At 42.4% G+C, this 19,363-nt stretch carries 14 protein-coding genes and 1 pseudogene; 9 read left to right on the forward strand and 6 right to left on the reverse strand.

Annotation, left to right across the window (positions count from 1 at the left end; all coding sequences use genetic code 11):
• The first annotated feature begins 85 nt into the window (after positions 1–85).
• The 6 genes from ACFFJH_RS02335 (at position 86) to ACFFJH_RS02360 (ending at position 9,046) form a co-directional block, all read left to right on the forward strand.
• Complete coding sequence (locus tag ACFFJH_RS02335) at positions 86–1,675, forward strand: methyl-accepting chemotaxis protein (RefSeq protein ID WP_390209757.1); 1,590 nt, start codon at positions 86–88, stop codon at positions 1,673–1,675.
• A 360-nt stretch (positions 1,676–2,035) separates the two neighbouring features.
• Complete coding sequence (locus tag ACFFJH_RS02340; RefSeq protein WP_390209759.1) at positions 2,036–2,509, forward strand: hypothetical protein; 474 nt, start codon at positions 2,036–2,038, stop codon at positions 2,507–2,509.
• Positions 2,510–2,839: 330 nt separating this feature from the next.
• A complete protein-coding gene (locus ACFFJH_RS02345; protein ID WP_390209760.1) occupies positions 2,840–4,573 on the forward strand; it encodes an AIPR family protein in 1,734 nt (577 codons plus the stop codon).
• Between the two features lie 748 nt (positions 4,574–5,321).
• Entirely contained in the window at positions 5,322–6,026 is a 705-nt protein-coding gene (locus ACFFJH_RS02350) for a hypothetical protein (protein ID WP_390209761.1), read from the forward strand.
• Complete coding sequence (locus ACFFJH_RS02355; protein ID WP_390209763.1) at positions 6,023–7,993, forward strand: hypothetical protein; 1,971 nt, start codon at positions 6,023–6,025, stop codon at positions 7,991–7,993. Before ACFFJH_RS02350 ends, ACFFJH_RS02355 begins: the two co-directional genes overlap by 4 nt.
• Positions 7,994–8,008: 15 nt before the next feature.
• Complete coding sequence (locus ACFFJH_RS02360) at positions 8,009–9,046, forward strand: ATP-binding protein (RefSeq protein ID WP_390209765.1); 1,038 nt, start codon at positions 8,009–8,011, stop codon at positions 9,044–9,046.
• Between the two features lie 1,478 nt (positions 9,047–10,524).
• On the opposite strand, the pseudogene ACFFJH_RS02365 reads toward ACFFJH_RS02360, so the two are convergent.
• The 4 genes and pseudogenes from ACFFJH_RS02365 to ACFFJH_RS02380 all read right to left on the reverse strand — a co-directional run.
• Positions 10,525–10,749 (reverse strand): annotated as a pseudogene (locus ACFFJH_RS02365) (helix-turn-helix domain-containing protein); the annotation flags it as partial.
• A 38-nt stretch (positions 10,750–10,787) separates the two neighbouring features.
• The gene (locus ACFFJH_RS02370) at positions 10,788–11,129 is read right to left on the reverse strand and encodes an HAD family hydrolase (protein ID WP_390209767.1); all 342 of its coding nucleotides are present in this window, start codon (positions 11,127–11,129) and stop codon (positions 10,788–10,790) included.
• Positions 11,130–11,168: 39 nt separating this feature from the next.
• Positions 11,169–12,581 (reverse strand): DEAD/DEAH box helicase, encoded by a 1,413-nt coding sequence (locus ACFFJH_RS02375; RefSeq protein WP_390209768.1) that lies wholly within the window; start codon positions 12,579–12,581, stop codon positions 11,169–11,171.
• Between the two features lie 4 nt (positions 12,582–12,585).
• Positions 12,586–13,110 (reverse strand): hypothetical protein, encoded by a 525-nt coding sequence (locus tag ACFFJH_RS02380; RefSeq protein WP_390209769.1) that lies wholly within the window; start codon positions 13,108–13,110, stop codon positions 12,586–12,588.
• A 60-nt stretch (positions 13,111–13,170) separates the two neighbouring features.
• On the opposite strand from ACFFJH_RS02380, the gene ACFFJH_RS02385 reads away from it, so the two are divergent.
• Complete coding sequence (locus tag ACFFJH_RS02385; RefSeq protein WP_390209771.1) at positions 13,171–13,437, forward strand: helix-turn-helix domain-containing protein; 267 nt, start codon at positions 13,171–13,173, stop codon at positions 13,435–13,437.
• Between the two features lie 65 nt (positions 13,438–13,502).
• Here the strand turns inward: ACFFJH_RS02385 and ACFFJH_RS02390 are convergent, their stop codons facing one another.
• Positions 13,503–13,955, reverse strand: a complete 453-nt coding sequence (locus ACFFJH_RS02390; protein WP_390209772.1) for an HAD domain-containing protein — start codon at positions 13,953–13,955, stop codon at positions 13,503–13,505.
• 322 nt (positions 13,956–14,277) lie between these two features.
• Between ACFFJH_RS02390 and ACFFJH_RS02395 the strand changes: the two genes are divergently transcribed.
• Positions 14,278–15,915: a methyl-accepting chemotaxis protein gene (locus tag ACFFJH_RS02395; RefSeq protein WP_390209774.1), complete on the forward strand. Its 1,638-nt coding sequence runs from the start codon at positions 14,278–14,280 to the stop codon at positions 15,913–15,915.
• A 217-nt stretch (positions 15,916–16,132) separates the two neighbouring features.
• Positions 16,133–18,076 carry a diguanylate cyclase gene (locus ACFFJH_RS02400; protein WP_390209775.1) on the forward strand — a complete coding sequence of 648 codons (1,944 nt, stop codon included), beginning with the start codon at positions 16,133–16,135 and terminating at the stop codon, positions 18,074–18,076.
• 223 nt (positions 18,077–18,299) lie between these two features.
• Here ACFFJH_RS02400 and ACFFJH_RS02405 read toward each other — a convergent pair whose 3' ends face one another.
• Positions 18,300–19,361 carry an alpha/beta hydrolase gene (locus ACFFJH_RS02405; protein WP_390209776.1) on the reverse strand — a complete coding sequence of 354 codons (1,062 nt, stop codon included), beginning with the start codon at positions 19,359–19,361 and terminating at the stop codon, positions 18,300–18,302.
• Between the last annotated feature and the right edge of the window lie 2 nt (positions 19,362–19,363).

The following is a 19,363-nucleotide window of genomic DNA, read 5'->3' on the forward strand; positions in this document are numbered from 1 at the left end:
CTCAATACTATGTCAAAGAACAAATAAATATGTCTTACATCTTGCGTGTATTGCAAGTCAATGAAAATAACTAATGGGAGTGAGTATGACCATCGTCAAGCGTCTCTATCTTTTGCTGGCTGTAGTGCTGATCGCTATCATGTCGTTGATTGGTGTCAGCATCTCTCAAATTCATAAAGTCTTTGAAATTACGAATTATACAAACGAGAATACCGTTCCCAGCATGCTTGATCTGGGTGTGATTAAGTCCGGTACTGCTCAAATCCGCCTTCTCAGTTGGCAGTTTCTTGCAGCGAACGACCCAAACAAAAAGGCCGAACTAAAAAAGAAAATTGATGAAGTAGAAGCGACAGTTATCAAAGCCTTTGAAAAATACGAAAAAGAGGACATTACGGATGACAAAGATCGTTCTCTACTGCAAGAAGATAGGAAAGCATTCGAAGCCTATCGTCAAATTCGAAATAAGGCCATTGAGATCGATAGCGCATCTGGCTTAGATGAGGCGAGAGACTATTTATTCTCCAAACAAGCGGAAACTAGCAAAGTCGCAAAGCTAATTGATGACCATCTTGAATACAACGTACAAATCGGAAAAAGGAGCGCAGAGGAGGCAAAAGAGACCCAATCCGCCTCGATTTGGTTGTCCCTAACTATAGGTGCTATAGCTTTTGTATCCGTTGCCTTTATGGGAATCCGCTTGGCACGTAATATTGCCACTTCGCTCACTTCGGCGGTTGATATCGCCGAACGCGTTGCTGCAGGTGATTTGACGCAAACGATAGTGATCAAGGGTGAAGATGAAGTTGCCCAATTGATGACTGCTTTAAAAAACATGTCCTCCAGTTTAGTCAATATTTGCACTGAGATTCGTCACAGCACTGATGCTATCGCTACTGCGTCGAGCGAAATTGCCTCCGGTAATATGGATTTGTCCTCGAGAACTGAACAACAGGCTGGTGCGCTAGAAGAGACAGCATCTTCAATGGAAGAGCTTACTTCGACCGTGAAGCAGAACTCCGACAATGCTCGTCAGGCGAATACGCTTGCAAGCGCTGCATCAATGCTTGCTGCAGAAGGTGGAGATGTTGTCAATCAGGTGGTAGTCACAATGGGTGAAATTAATGATTCAGCGAGAAAAATTGTCGATATCATTAGTGTGATTGATGGCATCGCTTTTCAAACAAATATTCTTGCATTGAACGCCGCTGTAGAAGCTGCGCGAGCAGGAGAGCAGGGTAGAGGTTTTGCAGTAGTAGCTTCCGAAGTTCGCAGTTTAGCGCAACGTTCCGCCTCGGCGGCAAAAGAGATCAAGGTACTCATAGATAACTCTGTAGAAAAAGTCGACAACGGCACTCGATTGGTCGACAAAGCAGGTAATACAATGTCCGAAATTGTGTCGGGAATCCATAAAGTCCGCGATGTGGTAAGTGAAATTAGTACGGCTAGCAATGAGCAAAGTGCTGGTATCGAACAAATCAATCAAGCCATTGTGCACATGGATGAAACCACGCAACAAAATGCCGCATTAGTCGAAGAAGCCGCAGCGGCTGCGTCTGCTCTACAGGATCAGGCCGAGAAACTGACCAACATGGTCTCCTTTTTTAAAATCTCTAGCGCTAGTCCAGCTTCAAGAATACAAAACCCCAGTTCAGCTAGGCAGCTACTAGGAAATTAAATGCATTACTCAAACGTTATACCCTTGTGATCATGCATTCCACTATACGATTCCGTTGTCTACTGCCAACACTAGTTGTCATCTATTCTTATGTCACCGCTACGACGGTTCATGCGCAGAGCAGTCAACAGGGGCGCATGCCTTCACCCATAACGCCGGTTCTAATCGCACCTGCTGAACTCGAACCTGCCCTCGTCCAACTGCTCGAACAGGCACGCCGATGCTCCGGTAGCCAGTGCCGATTTCAACTCGGCACCGAATTCCAGATCACCATAACGGGAGTGGGGCAACCGGATGCTGGGATCGTCTACGATCGATCCAACTTCCAGGGCCAGTTCTACGCCTCATTCGGCTTAGCGCATGGATGTGTCATCGTCCAAGCCGGTCTCTCGAGGCGTAACGCTCAACGTCCGCACGACATTGCGTTCATACAACCCAGAACTGGGAAGGTGTTCAAGAGCTGGCAGGAATGCAAAGCCGAATGATCTCACCCTCAATAGAAATATAAGCGCTCCGGTCGGTGCACAGATTGACCATAAAGTTCCTGAAGGCTCAGCCGCAGGTCTTATTGAGCAAGATGCCGATGTACTTATATTTTCAGGTGAAGAAAAAGAAGTGAAAATTTTAAAAAATCTTCTAACTCAAATCGACATCAAACAAGGTGAAGTGATAGTAAAGGGCGTTCTTTATGAAGTGACTTCTTCCGATCGCGAAGGCTCCGCTTTAACAATGGCTCTCAATCTTTTATGCGGAAAATTTGGCGTATCAGTGACAGGTGCCAAACCACTTGATTCATTCGTAAAATTCAAGAATAAAAGTCTAGATATTATCTAATCTGCGTTAAGCACAGACTCCCGATTCAAAGTAGTTTCTACGCCCTCGCTTCGTGTTCGCTCAGGTGCTACTAGATCATTTACGGTAGGTCAAGATGTGCCAGTGCTCGGCGCGGTGAATTATCAAAACAATGGAATGCCTGTTAAGCATGATCATGTCTCTTGTATTGAATTGCTTCATTGACACGATTCATAAGCTTGGTAGAATGTAAAGCATCCCGCGCTTTTGTGGTTCTGTGACGCAAAGGTATTCGTAGAACCAAAGCTTAAAAGTAAACACTGAGCTTCGCGTTTGACTTTCCAACCAGGCATAAAGATTATGCACATTATCTTGAAAAATCACGTCGCAGAATTGGCAAGAGACTTTGAACATCAAGACCTGCGAGAGTCTAAGCTGTATGAGCTGTTCTGTAATTATTGTGTTACTTCGAAACATTATTTCGGGCGTTTCGATCCGAAAATTGTTACTACTGATGAAGATGATGCATCTATAGATGGCGTAGCAATCATTGTTGATGGAGATTTAGTCACTACATTAGATGATGCGGAAGAAGCCTTTCGTACACATAAGACAAACCTCACTGTTGACGTAATCATTACACAAGTAAAATCTGGTGAACAGTTCAAAAAAGATGAGATTAGTAACTTTAATCTTGGTCTCAATGATTACCTATCTTTGGATCCAAAGCTTCCCAATGGAGAATTGAATTCGGATTCGATAGAAATTTTGAAGATTGTCTTTGCTAATTTGAAAAAAGTGAGAAATCGTCGGCCAAACGCACACATTTACTACTGTACTAGTGGCACTTACTCGGCAGAACGCGAGATTAAGGCATGCTTCGAGATCATCAAGCGTAGCGTTGAAGAAACAGAGTTGTTTTTTAACGTTACGGTAAAACCTCTTGGTCGTGGAGAAATTCTTAAACTTTATGCCGCGCTAACTGAAAAGAACGAAGCCAAGCTAAAGTTACTTGATTACTTTGGTATGCCACAAATGCCAGGTATTCCTCAATCGTATGTCGCTGTAGTGAACGCAAAAAAATATGTTGACGAACTCTTAGTTGATGATGATGGCAACTTAAGGCAGTCTGTTTTCGAGGAGAATGTAAGATCATTCCTTGGGAATACTAATGATGTTAATTCCGCTATTCAAGCCACTCTTAATAGCCCAGAAAAGAGAAACCTTTTTTCTGTGTTGAACAATGGCATCACAATTGTGGCGCCTGAATTGACTTTAACCGCTAATACTAGAGAGATTCATCTTACCAATTATCAAATAATTAATGGATGCCAGACAAGTAGTACTCTTTACGAAAATAGAGCACTTTTAACAGAATCAGTAAACGTAATTGTAAAATTTGTCGAGTCGTCAGATAACGAAGGTGCGGGTGACATCATAGCTGCCACCAACAGTCAGTCAGATATTCCCAAGGAGGCATTTTTCGGTTTACGAGATAAGGCAAAGCTTGTACAAAAATACTTTTTAGCACAAAACCAGAATATCTCGACAGATAATCAAATACATTTCGAGAGAAGACAGAGCGAATATCGAGGGCGAGGATACCAAGTAACTCGAATTTTCGATGTTAGAGAAGTCGCTCGATGCTACGCTGCGATGTTTCTTGACATTCCTCACAATTCTGCTCGGTATGTAAATGCTATTTTTGCGGCAAATGATACCAAGTTATTTGAAGAAACTGATCATGAATCCTATTACTACGCAGCAGCATTGACTTTATATAAATATCAAACACTAATTAATGGTAGAAAAATTAATGCACACAATTATGTAAAAGTCCGGTGGCACATAATTCAATTGTTTAAATGGTTTTGTCACGGAAAGATGGACACTCCACAGCCAAACGCTAAGAAAGCTGAACAATATGCAATGAAGTTAATCGAATTATTGAATTCTGAAGATAAGGCGTATATAAAGGTTTTCGAAAAATGCCAGAAAATTATTGATTTAGTCGGATTTCCGAGTGACGATGTTCTTAAACGTGGTCGATTTACGCAAGATATTATGGCGGCAGCTGAAAAACGTGTCCAACGCAAAGAAAGATAAATCGTCTATTAAAACTATGGTGCCCCTATTAGTTATGTTGTTTGAGATATTCAAGCTAGGGATTGTAGTTTTAGCGCGCAAACGTAAAACTTCGGACTCTTCCAAACAAATTCCCCCCTCTATACATCCAAAATTTTGCGTTAATCGTCCTGTAAATTCCGTAAATAGTTGCTTACGTAAAATTTAGGACTAATTGCCGTGTAAACGTAATCGTTAGGACAAATCATAAGCCTAAAACTCATTACGTAATTCTTGAGACTAATTCAAATTCTCTTTCAATGCTGCATTTTTCAGTGCCATTTCTTTAAATGGCTAAGAAAATTGGTAAATCAATTTTTGTGTTTTTCTTTTTTGACTCGCCTCGAGTTTATCGTTTCCACATCTATGAATTTTCATTCTTGTTAAGGGAATCTGTATTTTCATAATTTCCTCCTAGTACGTTGTAGTCGCGCGAATAAGCGCCTTGTACTGCAAATGGTGATGTTAAAAAACAACATTTTAATTAAGCATTGGTTTTAGTTGCCGATAAGTGCTTTTAGGGCTTAGCAAATTCGTGTTGGCAAGAATTGAAATAGCTGAAAGAGGGCCGTGATGGGCTAACGAACAAGCTTGGGACAGGCTGCGCTTACAACGCACCCTTCAAACATTTAAGCAGTGCATTGATTATGTCTGTATAAAAATGCGTAATCAATGTCTCTGTGCATAGAAAATATCGGGTTGAATCCGGATAAACTAACCAGGGCACGCCATGATTAACCTATCTAACAAGTCCCCCAACTTTCCTGATAGCTCACGTAAAATTGGTGTCTTTCCTGCCTTGAAAAAGCGCCGACAGCATCAATCCAATATTTGGTTCTTTGATTCCCCCAAAAATAATAAGCGTTTAATTATTACCAGTGATTTAGCTTTCATGCATTTGGTAATCCTTGAAGGTGACGTATCCGTTACCCGATATCACGTGAATCCAGAACCGATCAATACTAATGTAGAGGGCGTGCAGAAAGACATAAGCATTGGTGCTTATGTCTATCGTGGTAATGCTTTGGAATGGTGGGACTTTAAACGCTTACAAAATAAGAAAGATGTCAACAAACAAAATGCGTCAGATTCTTACTTCAAAACAATTGCGGCAGCATCTTCACTTGCGACCTATCACGTAAAAACAGACGTTGATTTAAAAGGTCAGGAAATTTTGTTCGATAATTGGTTGACTTTGTGTGCAGCTATCACAAGGTGTCGAGGGCATTTTTTAGGCCGCGAAGCAACTATTTTTTCGGAACGATTGGCACTCCAACATGCTGTAACGTTAGAGAATTTGTTGACTATTCCTAGTATCGATGTTGCGTACATGCTGGCGGTAGTGGCATTAGCGCTTCAAAACGGATCTCTGCGTTGCAACTTGAACTCGCAACTTATCAACCGTCAAACGCTTCTCTCTAGGAGAGAATCATGAGTGCCGGAATGCGGCGGTCACGCATACCATTAGGATATCAATGCACCGATTCCTGGCCAAGCCCAAATGTTTCGCATTTATCACGAGATGAACAGGAAGAGTTTTTTCTAAGGCGTAAGGCAATTGAATTGTATTGTCTAGGGACTAGCTTTATCGAAATTGAAAATACGACGGGGAAGGTCAAGTCAGAAGTATACCGTCTTTTAAATCGATGCCTGATGCCATCTTCAGATGGAACGATTTACGGTTTTTTAGCACTACTGAATGGGACTAGAGTAGCCACATATGAACGTGAGAAAACTGTAATTCACACTTTAGGCTCTGGATCGGGTGGGTGTGCCGGCGCACTAACTCAATTATTTCGACGTTTCCCAGAGATCGAAATTTTTCTTGTGAATTTATATTTAAAGAAAAATACTCGCGGCACAATGCCTGAAGCAAGAATCGGAATCAACGTAATTCACAATGATTTTGTGAAGGAGCTGCGAAAACTTGGGCTCACGGATAACGATTGGCCATTCAATACCGCAAATTGTGGATACAAATCAATTAGTGAGTACTTTCGACATCTTCGCGAAACTGATTCACAAAGGGTCGTCGCTTCACGGTCAGGAGTCGAAGCGGCTCGCCGGGGAGCAATAGGAACAGGCATTCCACCATTACTTCCGACGATTCGTCCATATGGTTCGGTAATGCTTGACTTTCATAAGGTCGATGCCGCATCTGTCATTATCATGACAAACGAGCATGGTGAAGAGTTTGATGTGCCATTAGCTCGTTGGCATTTTGGGCTCATGGTAGAAGAACAATTTGGTGCTGCACTTGGGTATTGTATCGCGCTTGAATTGACGCCAAGTGCCGACAGCACTCTCGAAGTAGTTAGCAACGCACTCTCATCGCGACCTCACGAACTATGTGATGTACTTGCTCTCTCAGAAGAAAAATTCCTCATTAACCAATTGATGCCTGAACTAGAATTTCAGGGTTTTAGTGTACTCAAAGTTGATAACGCTTGGTCGAACGCCGCACATGATGTCGTCAACAATATCATTGATACCGCTGGCTGTGCCGTTAATTTTGGACCGATACGCGCATGGTGGCGTCGTAAGATCGTAGAACGCATTTTCGGTGAGCTCACACGACGAGGTCTTCAAAGACTTCCTTCAACGTATGGAAAGGGCCCGGGTGACACACGTATTACGAATCCAAATTCGCAAGCTTCGAAATTTCGCATTCAACTTCGTGATCTTATAGAACTCTTTCAAAATTGTTTGCGCGAACATAATCTCGTAGGATCTGAAGGCTTGCAATACAGTGCTCCTTATAAGTGTTTAGAAGCCGCATATGTAAATCCAGTAAGTGGATTTTTTAGGCAGCCATTGCCGATGTCGGTAGTGGCACATACGAAACTAATGATGCATGTCGAAGAGGTAACCGTTCGTGGCAGTGTACATAAGAATATACGCCCTTATTTCAATCTAGATCGACATAAACACACAAATCAAAAGCTTGCCAATTCGTTTTGGTTGATTGGAAAAAAATTGATTGTTTATGTGGACAGGCGCTTGGCGCGGATTGTATTTGCCTACATTAAGGATACAGGCGAGCAGCTTGGTCAAATGATCCCGTCTGGGCCTTGGGCGCATAGCGACTGCTCCTGGCGAGACCGTAAACTTTTAACCCGTAGCGGCCTCGCTCGCAAATATGGATCAAGTAACGTCGATCCGCTCGCGCAGTTGAAAACTGAAAAAAAAGAACAGCTGAATAACTTGACAAAAACACGGCGCAAAAAATCGTCTCGGACTGCACTAGAAGTATTAAAAATTGAGGCGCAACAGAATAGAGTAGCGCGAAGCGGAGCATCGGTCGCATCACCAGTGCCAGCAACAAGGGTAGATACGATCGCATCGCCTAAGTCAACACAGAGAGATCCATTCGGTTTAAACGATATCCCGGAACTCGATTGACCGGTCGGAGGACATATGAGAATAGCGAATGAAGATGTATTGGCACCAAACAATAATCCACTAGCTGTGACTGCCGACGACATGCCTGTCAAAAGGCTCTCGCAAGAAGTAATGGAACATCCACTTTTTGAACATAGTGTCCTTCTAGAGACGCCGCCAATTGATGATGTTTTCAGGGTTGTGAAACGCGTGGTACTTTTGCGTGAGAACGGTTGTGTTTTTACTGGAGAAAGTGGTATTGGGAAGACCGATGCGATAGCTAGAGTTAAGGCAATGCTGCACAAGGATTTTCCGCGCTTATGTATTTTTACTCATGACGCTCACAATCAACAAATTTCATCAATTCGGGCGTTCTTTAAGCACTTTTTAAATACCGTCGGTCAACGGGAACAAAAAGGTGAGACCTACGATTTGAGGTCTCGCCTCGTTCGCATAATAGTTGATGACGCTCGGATTTCAGGCATGAAATTAGTGGTTATTTTCATTGATGAAGCGAATGCAATGCACTTAAACGACTTTAATTTCCTTAAAGATGTTTACAACGACCTTTCAAAGGAAGGCATCCAGCTGCTCACCGTGCTTATGGGTCAAGCTCCCGATATGCAACAAGTTATAGATGATCTCCGAGTAAAAGGTCGAAATGATTTGGTAGGACGATTTGCAATGCGTGTTCACCAAATGAGAGGTTTTAGTAGCGTTGAGGACGTCCAAGTAATCTTTAGAAGCATAGACCGCCGTAACTTGGTGGATTTTTTTCTACCGAAGGCATGTAAGTCTGGATTTCGGCTAGAAAATGAGTCCCAAAATTTTTTTGATGCTATCGCACTTGCAGTAACTAGTTCTCCAGACGTCGCTATCACATTCCCTGCTCGCCAAACATTTTTAGCAATTCGAGCATTTTTACTCGATGCCGCTGAATTTGATGCTGAAGAAATAAAATTGCCCAAAAATGTATGGCATGAAGCAGTCGCTTACTCTCAACTGCAGGATGCAATTATAAGGATGAATGGTCGGAACTCACTCAAGGCGAAAACACACAGCCAAAAGAAATGATAATCGAAATCCTTAATAGGCTAATGTGATCATAGCCGCATGAAGGGAAGGGAAGTGGATCAGATTCAAAATAAATGGTCCGGTCGAGATTTGACACCTCTCGCTTACGAATCCTCGATAAGTTGCATTTTGCGATTGGCATGGCGAAACGCTTTCGATTACGCGACGATCATGCGGCACCTTAGCTCACAAAATAATCGATTTAATCTTGATCGGTTGAAGTTGTTTGATCAAGTTGGTTGGTCTTTGTGCGATGATAGTCTTTTCGAATTCAATCCTAATTCAAATATTGATTGTACGAAATGGCTTGCGAAACAATTTCGCTACTGTCCAATTTGTTTGGAATATGGATATCACAGCTATCTTTTCCAATGTTCTTACTTTTCCATTTGTCCTTTTCATAATGTCCTATTGAGTACACATTGCCAGAATTGCGGCAGCGTGACTCCAATAAACCAGTTTTCTAGGGAGCTATTTAAAAGACCCTATTATTGTCATGTCTGTCTCAAACCAATCTCAGGTGCCGAGCCTCACTTGGAAGGGCACTTAGATTTACGGATGATAAATCAGTCACTCAAATTGGCATTAACCCCCTTTCATGAGTGGCATCAATATATGAAAACTCAGAGTGTACGTGTTCAACATTTCTGTCCTGATTTTAGTCAGGGTATGCAATCAAAATGGTGTGACGCTTCTGAATTTCTTCGCTGCGTCGCTCTTAAGGGAAAAACGATTCCTGATTTTATTAAGTCACCTCAATATGCGGAGAATGACATTGTTGTACTCCCCTGGAAATATAGAATACGACTCGGAAACTGTTCTGACTTTTTTCTGCCAATAAGTAACTGGCGCACGCGCGTTAAAATTCCGACCGCGGTATATCGATGCACAATACAAAAGATCGGTGAGTGGGTTGCGAAACGTCATGGATGGAGCGAACATCAGTTAATTGAAGAAATGAAAATTGATCGAGGAACTCAAGTTAAGGCATACCCAACGGACCTTCTTGCATTCATATTTGTTAGGGGACAGTTGGAACTACGATTTGTTGACTTTCCATGTTTTCGATCGCGACCACTTTCAAATGCACAACTATACGATGAGCCGATGGTATGCATGGAATCATTTAACAGAAGGACTCCTAGGCTCGCATGGAGAGCATTTTTTTTAGCACTCTACTCCTCATGGTACTTACGTATCGCTTCAGGAAAATACTACAATTTTGGAGATCTTCTCAAAGGAGATACTAGAGAAAGTATGTGTATATTCTTAAGAAATCGTGTGCGATGTAGAATTGGAGAGGAATGGTATGATAACCAAATTTTTAACCCGGACGAAGCATGGTATGAAGGAGAAGTATGTTTTCTAAATATAGAAGGACTCGTCGAAACGGTTTTATCGCATAAGTCTTTGTAATTTATAGTTAGTTAGGGGATCTACATAGAATGAGTTGTTTGAGTCTTACACATGAGTCATTGATTCGTCCTGTGCTGCCCATGCGCAGGATAGTCAATCGCATAGGTTTTAACGGCGTCTTCAATGGTAGGGGCTACGCGATTCTTAAGATTCGGAGAGCGTCGACTTTTACCAATCAACGCTTCAACACCACCTTCGTTCGCTAATTCTTGATAACGATAAAAAGTGTCGCGTAAAACACCCATGACTTTGCATGCTCGGGACACATTGTGTTGGCGCGCACTCAAATTTGACCAGCCGGGGGGGGGCGGATAAAATCGGGGGCTTAATTGGGGGTGATCGTCAACAACCGCGCGTTTTCAAACCTCGACTCGATTGCGCTGACACAAGCCAATTCAAATCCTGCAGCACGCATTTGATTGCATGCGAGTATGGCGCCATCAACCGCTGGAATAGTTCGCCAAAATTCTTCGTCAAAAAACCGTCGGAAATGTGCTAATTCTTCTCCGTCCCATTTACGCACATCCCAGCGATCAATCGGCCAATAGGCGTTTGGATCTTTTAATACAGGAAGGTGGTTAAATGCTTTAAGCCAAGCATTTCGATATGCGACATGATAATCTAGTAATACACCGTCAGCGTCTAGGGTAATAATTGGTTTGGGCATAAATTGAGGTGATAGATTTTGATGATGTTTTTTGAGCTTCTATCTTAAGGATAATCCGAGGCGCATCGCAACTAATTCCTGCTTAAACTTACCAAAAATATTAACCCTGGCTTCATAGGTTTCTGCGAGAGATGAGCGTCCTTCACTTACAAAAATCTCCGACGAAATATGATGTGCCTTATTGATTGTCTGTCTTATACTCGACGTAATTTCCTGTTCAAGCGAATCACTGCTATCGACGATTAGCTTTTGATTTATTTCGCCTGAAGATTTAGTCATAGAATCAAATTTGACGGTCAGACCTTCTGGAACTTCTTGAGCTACTCTGGTCGCGTACGTAATTAAATCTGGTTCTGCAGGCATGTAGAGAAACGCATCACTTTTGACTTCGCCGTTACTGCGAAGGATACGTCCAAGTACTTGACGGAAATGGAGCTCAGTTTTTACTCTAGTGAGGTGGCAACAGACACGTAGTCTCGGGATATCTGTTCCCTCGCTAATCATGCCAACGGCCACAATCCACTTTTCTGAATTATGCCTAAATTCATGAATTATTTTCTGTGGTTCATCTGCTCTGTATGTTGCGATATAGGCTCTTTCGTTGAATTTCTGTTCAAGGATATTAACGATCTTGTGTGCATGTTCAACCGTGGCAGCAACGATCAGTCCTCCAGCGTTGGGAATTCGTTTTCGAATTGCATTTAGCTTGGCAGAAGACTTTCCTACCACGTAGGCGATGAGCTCTTCGTTCTCGATCAACTGCTGGTAGGTACACTTTGAATCTTTCAGTAATTGCCCGAATGACGAATAATTAAAGTTCTCGCCATTCTGCTTAACGATTACATTGTCGTTATCAATCAAGGTAATTTGGGGTGTGCGGCAGACATTGTCTGCGACTGCTTGCGGTAATCCGTAAACATAATCGCATTTGATTCGATTATCTCGACAATAGAGAGCCAAAACAATGGGAACTTGATCTGACCGCCACGGGGTGCCTGTCAACGCCAATGTGTAGGCAGCACGTCCCTGTATGTTCTCGATAATTTTTTGTCCCCAAGCATTGGTATTGTCTGGTCCATCCCCAGCACAATGATGGATCTCGTCAAAAATAACGAATATCCGATTCGTATCAAATAGGAGCCAAAACGATTCATCGAGGTGGAGCATACCTTGATATGTCAACGATCTCCCTTTAGAACCCAGGAGTCCGTCCATTCTAAAGTTTGTAATCGTTGATAGCGATAATTCAAAATTAGTTGCTACTGTGACTGATGGCGAGAAGCATAAGACCAGATCAATTTTATTCTCCTCGAACAGCCTATATGCCAGATTGGATGCCATAACAGTTTTGCCAGCACCAGGCGTAGCTAGGCAAAGAAAGTGATTTTCTTTTGTCGCATATTTATGCCATGCACTTTCAATACACTTCGACTGCCATGTTCTTAGTTTCATGGATTCAATTGCCGCTAAGTGCGATTAAGTTCTCAATAGCCTTAACCTTACCCAATAGCTTGGAGCACCGATCTCGAGATTCGTTATAGAGGTCTTGAATCTGTGCGCCAATTTCTGGAAGTTCTTTGTAAATCGCATCATATTCCTCGGCCTCTCCCATTGCCGTCAGTAGCATCAGCTTTTGTTGATGGAGCCTTTCGGTAAGATTTTTGCCGAGGGCATTATTTGGGATTGGAAAATCGTCTTTTTTAGGGAAATCTGGAGCACTAGTCTCAGCGATTCGTGCACTGAACTGTTCAGTGATCTTGTATGTGTAAGCTCGTCCTTCAGACTTAACTTGCACAATGTCTGCCGACGATACGAATCGTAAAATATTTCTATGAACAAATTGTCGCGCGGACTTCGATTCCGAGTGAATTTTTGAGGGAGTAGATAGATATACGTTAAGCGCATCCCCGATGGTGAAAGTTTTCCCTGCGAGAAGTCGGAATGTATCAATTACTTCTTTTTTGAATTTTCTTTGCTTCATTTTGAATGAGGTTTTGTATCGAATTTCGCTACATTGTATCGTGTATCTAGAATCGCTACAATGAAAACTTCATCCTACTCACCTCACTATGTAAAGCTTCGCGCTTGGCTGAAGGAGAGACGTACATTATCCTCATTAACTCTACGCGAGGTTGCGTCAATGATTGGTACGCACTTCACAAGTGTGGGGAAAATGGAGCAAGAGCGAAAGAAGATTGAACTTGTCGAGTTCGTAAAATATTGCCAAGCGATGAATGCGGATCCGCATGAGGGGCTGGAGATTATTATTCAATCAATCGCCGAGCAAAAAAGAACAACAAAAATATAGTCGAGCCAAAAGCTAGTAATTTTCTTGAACAAGAAAAGAGACTATTGGTGCTTACAGCGCTATTTTTATCGAGGCGCGACTAAAAATTGACGTAAACTTATTTCAGCTTCCGCATCGAATCCTGTTGATGATCCAGTCTTTATTAGATTTGGCAGGAATGGGCGAAATAAGTATGGTTTATCGTCGATAGCAACCCAAGGCAACCATGGTTGGCCGGAATTTCTAATCCAAGCCTCAACTTCAGTTTGACGCTGATATCCAATTACATCGAATAAGTCTGTGTGATCTCGCCAGTGTGGAGTGACACCTATGACTCGCTTGCGAATTTCTAATGTGAAAAAGCGGCGTAGTTCATCAAGTGTTCGCGTGTCTCGCCAGGTGCTACTAACCACCACATGAATTTGAGGAAATGAAAGAAGTACTTTTTCGAGCCTAGGTAAGAAACAAAACAGTTTGTCTTGATCGTAACAAGGTTCTGGATGAAGCACGCCATCAAAATCGAGAAATAGAATCATCATTGTTCTATGGTAGTTGATTTTCCGCTTTCTCGCGAATGTTGCCCGGCACTTTCCTCGCATTGAATCTACTGCTCATCTAGGAGATGGCGAGCGGCTCATCAAATAAGTGATTTATCTGTTTATGTAACATCAACGATGCGACTACTTTACTCCAGCTGAACAAATTCATTGTTAATTCCATGAGTAGACTGCAGATTGACCACAGTCAAGCAAACTGACTTGTACTGTTAATAAATGTTAATTCGCCCTTTTTTCTCGACACATATAGGCGCAATATTTCCATTAGGGAATGTTTTTTGCGTCTAACTCTGAGAGAAATGAAATGAATGACTTGAAAATATCTACCAAACTATTTGGTGGGTTTGGTGTAATCGGATTTTTATTGATGTTAATCGTTGCAATTGGCTTACATAATCTTTCTAGTGTGAACGATAACGTGAAAGATATTATTAACGACAAAGTTCCAGCAACTCAGCTTTCTACAGAGACACTTAGGCAAGTCGATGTAATCGCGATTGCCCTTCGTAACATGATGCTGAATCATGACAAAGTGGACCAGCAAAAGCAATTAGATACCATTGAGAATGCACGTCAACTTATACAAACCTCAACAGAAAGATTAGTGAAGGTCACAATTACGAATGAAGGCAAGGAGCTATTGCTTCGGGTGAATGAGGCTGGAAAAAAATATGCGAATGGAACCACAGCATTACTAAAACTTATTGTTAGTGCGAAGGATGATGAAGCAAAGGCCTTCCTTGCAAATGATTTAAGGCCAATTCTTGCAATCTATAAGGAGGCAACAAATAACCTAATTCAATTTCAGTTTGCAGCTATTGCGATAAAAGGTGAGCAATCTGAAGAGACTTATATTGGGTCTAAATTTTTAATGTTTGGTTTGGGCATGATTGCGGTATTTCTAGCGACGATTATAGGCGTCCTAATTACTCATAACTTAATGAATGCCATTGGAGGAGAACCCAAAGAAGCATCGAACATGGTAAAGGCCGTGGCAGAAGGTAATCTTAGCATTCAGATTGCATTAAAGCCTGGCGACAAGGCAAGTGTCATGGCGAATCTACAAGCCATGCAATTAAATTTATCAAAAGTAGTTTCTGATGTCAGATTGGGCTCTGAAAGTGTTGCTGCCGCTAGTGCTGAAATTGCACAGGGAAACATGGATCTATCTGCTCGCACCGAGAGCCAAGCAAGTGCACTAGAAGAAACAGCAGCATCAATGGAAGAATTAATGTCTACTGTTAAACAAAATGCTGATAACGCAAAACAAGCAAATCAACTTGCTCGCAGTGCTACTCTGGTCGCTTCACAAGGAGGGGAGGTGGTGACAAACGTTGTTGAAACGATGAGAGAAATTAGTGAGTCAAGTGTGAAGATAGCTGACATCATTAGTGTCATTGATGGGATTGCATTCCAAACAAATATCTTGGCACTAAATGCTGCGGTAGAAGCAGCTCGAGCTGGCGAGCAAGGTCGAGGATTTGCAGTTGTAGCGTCTGAGGTTCGTTCATTAGCGGGAAGGTCCGCAGAGGCTGCAAAAGAAATCAAATCGCTTATCAATACAAGTGTCAATTGTGTTCGCAATGGGACTGAGTTGGTCGATCGAGCGGGTGTAACTATGATTGAAATTGTAAATTCAATTAAGCGAGTAGAGGACATCATGAGTGAAATTAGTGCGTCAAGTCATGAGCAAGCTTTAGGTGTTACTCAAGTTGGTGAAGCGGTCACCCTGATGGATGAATCGACTCAGCAAAATGCAGCATTAGTCGAAGAAATGGCAGCTGCTGCCAGTACCTTAAAGTTTCAGGCATCTGAATTGGTGCAAACAGTATCTGTATTTAAAGTGGTTTCAGACACCCATGAAATAAACCGTAATGCAACCGCAAAAAAATCGAAGCTCTTCAATTTCAGGAATGAAAGAGATATGAGATTATTGGCTTAATTTTTTAAAGTAATACGGTTTTCTTAGACCATTCACACATTTGAAGACTTGTTCAGCGTAGAGAACATAAAATAGTAAGAAAAAAGTCTCAGTTGATGTTACCCACATTATGAAAGTTACAGCGTTTTAAGTTATGATTTTAGGTTTTTCTCACAACAACTTTTACGCTATTTAAATGATCAATGAGTCGGACGTAATATCCAATGAAGGCGTTCAAATGACACTGCTGCAAAACCGAATGCCGTTACTAAAAGTACTGTCCTCGCTGGCTGCAATATTTACACTTTTGGGCATATGGTTAGTCTTTGAATTAAGAAACGGCTATGATCAAGTTTTGAAGCAGGCAAACTATAGGGCAGCGCAACGTAGCCAAATTTTGGGACAAAGTTTGCGTACCCAAATTTTGGCATCCGATTATGTACTACGTGATGTAGCAAGTAGAATAGAAATTATTGACGGCGTATTTGTAGACACTGCTCTTAATCGAGATAAAACCTTATCAACTTTATTGAAGGAGAAGGGGGATACTGTTCCTGACTTTTTTAGTATGGTTTTATTTGATCGAGATTGTAAATTTATAGCGACAGCGTCCGGACAGAATATCGGTACACGCTCAAAACCAGAACTATGTGAAGCTCGGAAAAAATTCAAAGGTTCTGGCCCTATGGTTGAATATGTGCCGGGTAATAAATCCGCATCTGGTCGACCAGCGCTCGTAATTTCAAGGCACTTTATTGATGTCAATGGTCAATTTCTGGGAGGCGTTCTGGGCGTCATTGAACTTGAACAAATGCAACGCTGGTTTGATTCACTCGATATCGCCGCCTATGACTCGGTTTCTTTGGTCGACAATTCCCAACTGCTATTAGCTCGCAAGCCAGCTATGCCTTTCTACTTCGAAAAACAGATGACGACCGAAGAAGACATGAATTTGCTGAGTGATAAGTATGCGAAATCGGGTATCGCCACCACAATTGACATCGATGGACTTGAGCGTCTATTTGGTATTTACAAGATTGAAGACTTTCCTTTTGCAATTGTTTATGGGTTTGAAAAGCTCGCAATTTTAAAACAGTGGAGGACGCGAGCGATTGAACTAAGCATTGGATATTGCATCTTATTGCTTTTGGCTGGATTTGTAGTTCGCTCACACATCACTGTCCTGCGCCAACATAATGAAATAAGCAAGAACAATGCATTGTTGCGTTCAAATGAAGCAAACTTTCGCATGTTGGCTGAGAATATGGCTGACATCGTGTGGCAAATTAATTCGTTCTTTAAAGTGAAATACATTAATGCTGCCGATGAAAGAGTACGGGGGTATTCCAATAGTGAAATAGTTGGCATTGACATTCGTGAGCAATTTACCGAACTTGGTCAAGAAATTTTTCAGCGAGAGATTGATAAACGGCTTCAACTTGAAAAATCTGGTAACAAGGGATTGGCGATGAACTTCGAGTTGCCAATGTGTTGTAAGGATGGTCGTGAAATGTGGGTAGAAATTTCCTCAGTGCCAATTTACGGAGAGGATGGCGAGATCGAAGGATATCAAGGAGTTGCTCGCGATATCAGTCTACGAAGGCAGCACGAAGAAAAACTGATTCAGGCAAATCAGGAGATGGAAAATCGACTGTTAGAGGCTACTGAAGAAAAAACTGAGTTACAGGAATTGGCCTTACATGATGCAATGACTGGATTATACAATCGACGATTCCTTGATGCGGCAATTGTGCGGGAAATTACACTTTCCGAGCGTGAGAAAAGACCGCTTGCTGTGATCATGTTGGATTTAGATCATTTTAAAAATGTTAATGATCAATTTGGGCATAGTGCTGGGGATCTGGTCCTTAAGGCCCTCGCTGATATCATGCGACAAACGTCGCGTGAGAGTGATTTAATATGTCGCTACGGTGGAGAGGAATTTATCGCAATTATTCCCAACATGTCAGCTTCTCAAGCTTTCGAAAGAGCAGAGATATGGCGAAGGCAACTGGAAGAAAATTCACTGAATTACGGTGAAAATGAAATAAAGATTACTTTGTCTGCAGGTATTGCTATTTATCCTGATCATGGTAAAAGCGGTGAAGAGCTCATTTTGTGTGCAGACGAAATGCTTTATAAGTCTAAGCGTTCCGGACGTAATCAGGTGAGCATCGCATAATTTTTTCAGTGGGCTACTGACATTTTTGATATGCGAAGCCCCTAGCTTAAGCTTTTTCGTTTCAATAGACGGCTATACGTTTTTGTTAGGTCTAAGGAAGTGCCATTCGGAACTAACCCCATTTTTGAATAAATTATTGTCTTTTGAAAAGCTTGTATCGTTGACTGAGATTTAAGCCACTACATGGCGTCAATCAGTAATGCGACGCCACCTCATATCCTTACTATAAACTGTCCGTCTCCGTAAGATCTAAGGCCAAAAAACCACCGGCCGACGCTCCCGCCAACGCCCAATCAATTGCGAGCGCCATCTGTTGCAGGGCCGCTTTGCTATCGGGGTGATGCTGTCCATAGGCATGAAATTCGTGGGTCATATGTGGCCAGACATCTAGTCGGATTCGAGCGCCTTGCTGCGCGGCATAGTTGGCGAAATCACGGTTCATATCCACCAAGATTTCTTTGCCACCCGCCTGCATATAAATCGGTGCGCTTTGACGATAGTCTTTCGTGATCGGCGACACCATCGCATCGTTATAGTTGGTATTCCCTTTTAACCAACGGGAGAAGTCTTGCGTCATATACCCTTGCACCATATCGTAGTAATCATTCTCGAATAAACTTTTGCCGCGATCCGTGGTGTCTGGCCAGGCGCTGATCGGCATTCCCAAAGCAGGTTGCGGTAAGCCTTGTTCAATCAACTGCCAGAGCAACATAAGAACCAAGTGGCCACCGGCTGATTCGCCTGCAACGATAATGGATTGGGGTTCACATCCATCAGCCAGTAGACACCGATAGGCTGCGACCGCATCGTCCATCTGGGCTGGGTGTGGGTGTTCAGGCGTTAGACGATAATCCGGGGCAAAGATGCGAATACCCAAGGTTTTAGCGAGTAGTGCAATGTAGTGGCGAGTCACGTCCATGTAAAACGTATAGCCGCCACCGTGCAAATAGAGCATCGTCACATCGGTGCGCGCATTGCTGGGTTCAAACCAATCGCCAGGCGGCTCACCATGTCCACTTGGTGCAATACGTACATCGTCAGTGTTGTCGAGCACGGTGAAAACGCTATCGAGAAATGCTCTTGTCTCACGAATATCGGGTAAGGACATGGCATAATTGAATTGGCGGCGCCAAAACAAAGTACCAATTTCAAACATGATAGGCCATTCTTTTTCCAATGGATTTCCTATCAATCGTCGCCACAAAACTTTCGCACTCACTTCATATAAATGATAAATACTCCGAATGCGATGCGAGATACGCCCTTGAATAATTGTTGTCACCATGA

The organism is Affinundibacterium danionis (assembly GCF_042432465.1).
In the GTDB taxonomy this organism is placed as follows: domain Bacteria; phylum Pseudomonadota; class Gammaproteobacteria; order Burkholderiales; family Burkholderiaceae_D; genus Undibacterium; species Undibacterium danionis.

Excerpts from the sequence above, each read along its gene's own strand:
- ACFFJH_RS02340 (WP_390209759.1), top strand. The coding sequence starts at position 2,036 with ATGGATGTGTCATCGTCCAAGCCGGTCTCTCGAGGCGTAACGCTCAAC.
- ACFFJH_RS02375 (WP_390209768.1), bottom strand. The coding sequence starts at position 12,581 with ATGAAACTAAGAACATGGCAGTCGAAGTGTATTGAAAGTGCATGGCAT.
- ACFFJH_RS02405 (WP_390209776.1), bottom strand. The coding sequence starts at position 19,361 with ATGGTGACAACAATTATTCAAGGGCGTATCTCGCATCGCATTCGGAGT.
- ACFFJH_RS02395 (WP_390209774.1), top strand. The coding sequence starts at position 14,278 with ATGAATGACTTGAAAATATCTACCAAACTATTTGGTGGGTTTGGTGTA.
- ACFFJH_RS02390 (WP_390209772.1), bottom strand. The coding sequence starts at position 13,955 with ATGATGATTCTATTTCTCGATTTTGATGGCGTGCTTCATCCAGAACCT.
- ACFFJH_RS02335 (WP_390209757.1), top strand. The coding sequence starts at position 86 with ATGACCATCGTCAAGCGTCTCTATCTTTTGCTGGCTGTAGTGCTGATC.
- ACFFJH_RS02350 (WP_390209761.1), top strand. The coding sequence starts at position 5,322 with ATGATTAACCTATCTAACAAGTCCCCCAACTTTCCTGATAGCTCACGT.
- ACFFJH_RS02385 (WP_390209771.1), top strand. The coding sequence starts at position 13,171 with ATGAAAACTTCATCCTACTCACCTCACTATGTAAAGCTTCGCGCTTGG.
- ACFFJH_RS02360 (WP_390209765.1), top strand. The coding sequence starts at position 8,009 with ATGAGAATAGCGAATGAAGATGTATTGGCACCAAACAATAATCCACTA.
- ACFFJH_RS02380 (WP_390209769.1), bottom strand. The coding sequence starts at position 13,110 with ATGAAGCAAAGAAAATTCAAAAAAGAAGTAATTGATACATTCCGACTT.
- ACFFJH_RS02400 (WP_390209775.1), top strand. The coding sequence starts at position 16,133 with ATGACACTGCTGCAAAACCGAATGCCGTTACTAAAAGTACTGTCCTCG.
- ACFFJH_RS02370 (WP_390209767.1), bottom strand. The coding sequence starts at position 11,129 with ATGCCCAAACCAATTATTACCCTAGACGCTGACGGTGTATTACTAGAT.
- ACFFJH_RS02355 (WP_390209763.1), top strand. The coding sequence starts at position 6,023 with ATGAGTGCCGGAATGCGGCGGTCACGCATACCATTAGGATATCAATGC.